At 71.7% G+C, this 3,602-nt stretch carries 6 protein-coding genes; 5 read left to right on the top strand and 1 reads right to left on the bottom strand.

Annotated elements, in window-relative coordinates:
- A partial coding sequence (locus QH283_RS04385) for an ABC transporter ATP-binding protein (protein ID WP_280501731.1) occupies positions 1 to 828 on the top strand: 828 nt, incomplete at its 5' end.
- Positions 825 to 1,571, top strand: coding sequence for an ABC transporter ATP-binding protein (locus tag QH283_RS04380; RefSeq protein WP_280501730.1), 747 nt, complete (start codon positions 825 to 827; stop codon positions 1,569 to 1,571). The genes QH283_RS04385 and QH283_RS04380, both read left to right, overlap by 4 nt.
- A 125-nt stretch (positions 1,572 to 1,696) precedes the next feature.
- Here QH283_RS04380 and QH283_RS04375 read toward each other — a convergent pair whose 3' ends face one another.
- Positions 1,697 to 1,831, bottom strand: a complete 135-nt coding sequence (locus QH283_RS04375) for a hypothetical protein (RefSeq protein ID WP_280501729.1) — start codon at positions 1,829 to 1,831, stop codon at positions 1,697 to 1,699.
- Between the two features lie 18 nt (positions 1,832 to 1,849).
- Between QH283_RS04375 and QH283_RS04370 the strand changes: the two genes are divergently transcribed.
- From QH283_RS04370 to QH283_RS04360, 3 genes are all read left to right on the top strand, one after another.
- Complete coding sequence (locus QH283_RS04370) at positions 1,850 to 2,221, top strand: metalloregulator ArsR/SmtB family transcription factor (RefSeq protein WP_280501728.1); 372 nt, start codon at positions 1,850 to 1,852, stop codon at positions 2,219 to 2,221.
- Positions 2,218 to 2,718: an SRPBCC family protein gene (locus QH283_RS04365; protein ID WP_280501727.1), complete on the top strand. Its 501-nt coding sequence runs from the start codon at positions 2,218 to 2,220 to the stop codon at positions 2,716 to 2,718. Before QH283_RS04370 ends, QH283_RS04365 begins: the two co-directional genes overlap by 4 nt.
- 121 nt (positions 2,719 to 2,839) lie before the next feature.
- The gene (locus tag QH283_RS04360) at positions 2,840 to 3,535 is read left to right on the top strand and encodes a class I SAM-dependent methyltransferase (RefSeq protein WP_280501726.1); all 696 of its coding nucleotides are present in this window, start codon (positions 2,840 to 2,842) and stop codon (positions 3,533 to 3,535) included.
- The last annotated feature ends 67 nt before the right edge of the window (positions 3,536 to 3,602 follow it).

The raw sequence follows: 3,602 nt of genomic DNA, 5'->3' as shown, positions 1-3,602 counted from the left end.
GAACCCGTCGTCCCGGCCGCCGTCACGCCGAGCGAGGACGCCGAACCCGTGCTCGCGGTCCGCGATGTCGGCGTCACCTACGGCGCGGTCACGGCCGCGGCCGACGTCACGTTCGAGGTGCGCGCCGGGGAGATCGTCGGCCTGATCGGCCCCAACGGCGCGGGCAAGACCACCGTCATCGACGCTGTCACCGGATTCGCCCCCGCGAGCGGCTCGGTGATCCTGTCCGGGCAGCCCCTGACCGGGCAGCCGCCACACGCCCGCAGCCGGGCCGGGCTCGGCCGCAGCTTCCAGGACGTGGAACTCTACGACGATCTCACCGTGGCCGAGAACGTCCGCGTCGGCGCGGCCCGCTCCCGATCCGAACAGCCCGTGGCCCAACGCGTCACCCGCACACTGGCCGTCCTCGGCATCGACGAACTCGCCGACCGGGAAGCCGGACTGCTCTCCCAGGGCCAGCGTCAGCTCGTGTCGATGGCCCGCGTGCTGGCCGCCGACCCCGCGGTCGCCCTGCTGGACGAACCAGCCGCGGGTCTGGACAGCGCCGAGAGCAGGCTGCTCGGTGAGAAACTGCGTGCCGTCGCCGACGCCGGCACGGCCATGTTGCTGGTCGAACACGACATGGAGCTGGTGCTCAGCCTCTGCGACCGGGTCGTCGTCCTCGACCTCGGCAAGGTCATCGCCTCCGGCACCCCCGACGAGGTCCGCACCCACCCCGACGTGCTGCGCGCCTACCTCGGCGTCCCCGCCGACACTGTCGAGTCCGCGGGCGCGGCCGAGCCGCAACCGCACACCCGCCCGCTCGCCACGCAGGAGGCCCCGCTGTGAGCACACTGGAATGCCGCGCCGTGACCGCGGGCTACATCAAGGAACGCCCGTGCGTGCGCTCGGTGGATCTGACGCTCGAACCGGGCGAGATCACCTGCCTGCTCGGTCCCAACGGCGCGGGCAAGACCACCCTGCTCGACGCGCTGGCAGGCCTGCTCCCGCGCAGCGGCGGCGAGGTCCGGGTGCGCGGCGCCGAGGTGCGCAGCGCCCGCCCCCGCGAGGCGGTTCGCGCGGGCATGGTGCTCGTCCCCGACGACCGCGCCCTGTTCCGCAAGCTGACCACCCGGCAGAACCTGCTGCTGGCCGTCCCCGAACGCGCCCGCCGGGCCGGCGGCCTGCGCCAGGTGCTCGAGTACTTCCCGGCGCTGGAGAAACGGCTGTCGGTCGAGGCGGGTCGCCTCTCCGGTGGCGAACAGCAGATGCTGGCCATCGGCCGCGCGATCCTGCAACGCCCCGCAGTGCTGCTCATCGACGAACTCAGCATGGGTCTTGCCCCCGTCGTGGTCACCGAGATCCTCGATGTCCTGAAGCAACTCGCCGCCACCGAGGGCACCAGTGTCCTGCTGGTCGAACAACACGTGCACCTGGCCCTCGGCGCCGCCGACAAGGCCGTCGTCCTCGTCCACGGCGGCATCGCCGACCAGGGCCCGGCCGCCGAGCTCCGCGACGACCCCGCTCGCGTCGAACGGGCCTATCTCGGCGCCGAATCCGCCTCTGCCCGAACGGAGATCGTCGGCGGCTGAGGTGGACGCCGGTGATGCGTGCGCGCTTCGGCGGTGGCGCGGGATCGTGCGGCCGTGCGCCGCGCTGCCCGAAGGCATCGCAGGCCAGTCCGCGTGCCGGTCGAACGTCAGTACCACGGTGTCGCCTACACGGTCCTCGGTGGTTCGGTGACGATGGAGCCGTCGCGCGCACCCTCGGCCGTAGCAGGGATGTGCGGCACCAGCGCGGTGCGTGGACGGTGGTACGGAGTCCGGTCGTCGCTGGACAGATGCGTAACCAACTGGTTACGCTTCTCGGTGTGGACGAGGTAGCGGCGGCGATCGCCGACCCGGTGCGGCGGCAGGTCCTGGAACTGTTGCTCGAGCAGCCGCGCACCGCCGGTGAGATCGCCGGGCATTTCCCGATCAGCAGGCCTGCGATCAGCAGGCATCTGCGGGTGCTGCGCGAGAGCGGCCTCGTCCACGACGAAGTGACCGGCAGGCAGCGCGTCTACTCCCTCGATCCGGGGCCGCTGGCCGAACTGGCCGCCTGGATCGCCGCGGTGCGTCGCGTCGGCACCTGGTCGCAGCGGTTCGACGCCCTTGACACCGAAGTCCAGCGCGCCAAGCGTGACCGTCGCACCGGCGCACGTTCCAGCACGCATCCCGACACGAAGGAGAACACCGCATGAGCACACCGGCGGGCCGACTGCTCGGCACCGACACCGGCGTCGATCTGGTCCTGACCCGTGCCTTCCGCGCCTGCGTCGAGGATGTCTGGGCCAGCCTCACCGAATCCGAGCGCACCGCACGCTGGTTCGGGCCGTGGAAGGGCGAGCCGGGGCCGGGGCGCACGATCGAGGTGCAGATGGCCTACGAAGACGAACAGCCCTGGATGCCGATGACCGTCGACGCCTGCGAGCCGCCGCGGCGACTGGCGGTGTCCACTGTCGACGACGAGGGAGCCTGGTTTCTCGAAGTCGTGCTCGTCGCGACCGCGGGCGGCACCGAACTGCGCTTCACGCAGCATCTCGCGCACGCCGACCGCAAGTCGGTCTCGCACACCGGGCCGGGCTGGGAGTACTACCTGGACATGCTGGCCGCCGCCCACGAAGGCAAGCCCGCGCCGGACTTCGGCGACTACTGGCCGGCGATGCGGAAGTACTACGAGGAACTCGTGGCCGACTGACGACCGGGGCTGCCGTCGGCGGACAACGGGGGACGGGCCCGGCGGTGGTGGCCCCGGGCCGCCCGAACAGCGGTGCGTGGGTCACATGTACCCGCGGTGGCTCTGCTGATAGTCAGGAGCGATGACCACACCGGGTGAATTCGACTTCGACGATTTCTATCGCGGCACCAGCCCGCTCGCCCCTGGTGGCAAACCGCCCTGGAGCATCGGCGCGCCGCAACCGGAACTGGCCGCACTCGTCGACGCGGGCAGATTCCACGGCGACGTCCTGGACGCGGGATGCGGAGAGGCGGCCATCTCGCTGTACCTGGCCGAACGCGGCTACACCGTCGTGGGCATGGACTCCGCGCCGACTGCCATCGAGCTGGCTCGCGCCGAAGCGGCCGGGCGGGGCCTGGACGTGTCCTTCGAGGTCGCCGACGTCACCTCGTTCACCGGCTACGACGGCCGTTTCGGCACCATCGTGGACAGCACCCTGTTCCATTCGATCCCGGTCGAGTCACGCGACGGCTACCTGCGGTCGATCGCGCGGGCCGCGGCGCCGGGCGCGTCGTATTTCGCGCTGGTCTTCGACCGCGCCGCCCTCCCGGAGGCCTCCGATGCCGGGCCGTCGCCGGTCACCGCCGACGAGTTGCGCGAAGCGGTGTCGAAACACTGGATCGTCGACGAGATCCGGCCCGCCCGCATCCATGCGGTCATGCCCACCGGCTCCGGCGAGCTCCCGGCCGGTGAAGGAGTGCGCTTCGAGGGCATCCGCGACGAACCGGGCGGCCGCGTCTCGGTGCCTGCCTGGCTGCTGGAGGCGCACCTGGGCTGACCGGCGCGGCCGAAGTGTCGGTCGCGGTCTTCGTCGATGCCACACCGGCCGACCGGCTACCGGCGTG

Source organism: Nocardia farcinica (assembly GCF_029867845.1).
In the GTDB taxonomy this organism is placed as follows: Bacteria; Actinomycetota; Actinomycetes; order Mycobacteriales; family Mycobacteriaceae; genus Nocardia; species Nocardia farcinica_A.
Note: the sequence above shows the minus strand (reverse complement) of the source record. Positions and strands in the feature narration are given on the sequence as shown.

Coding starts and splice junctions, on each gene's coding strand:
- QH283_RS04360 (WP_280501726.1), top strand. CDS start 2,840: ATGACCACACCGGGTGAATTCGACTTCGACGATTTCTATCGCGGCACC.
- QH283_RS04365 (WP_280501727.1), top strand. CDS start 2,218: ATGAGCACACCGGCGGGCCGACTGCTCGGCACCGACACCGGCGTCGAT.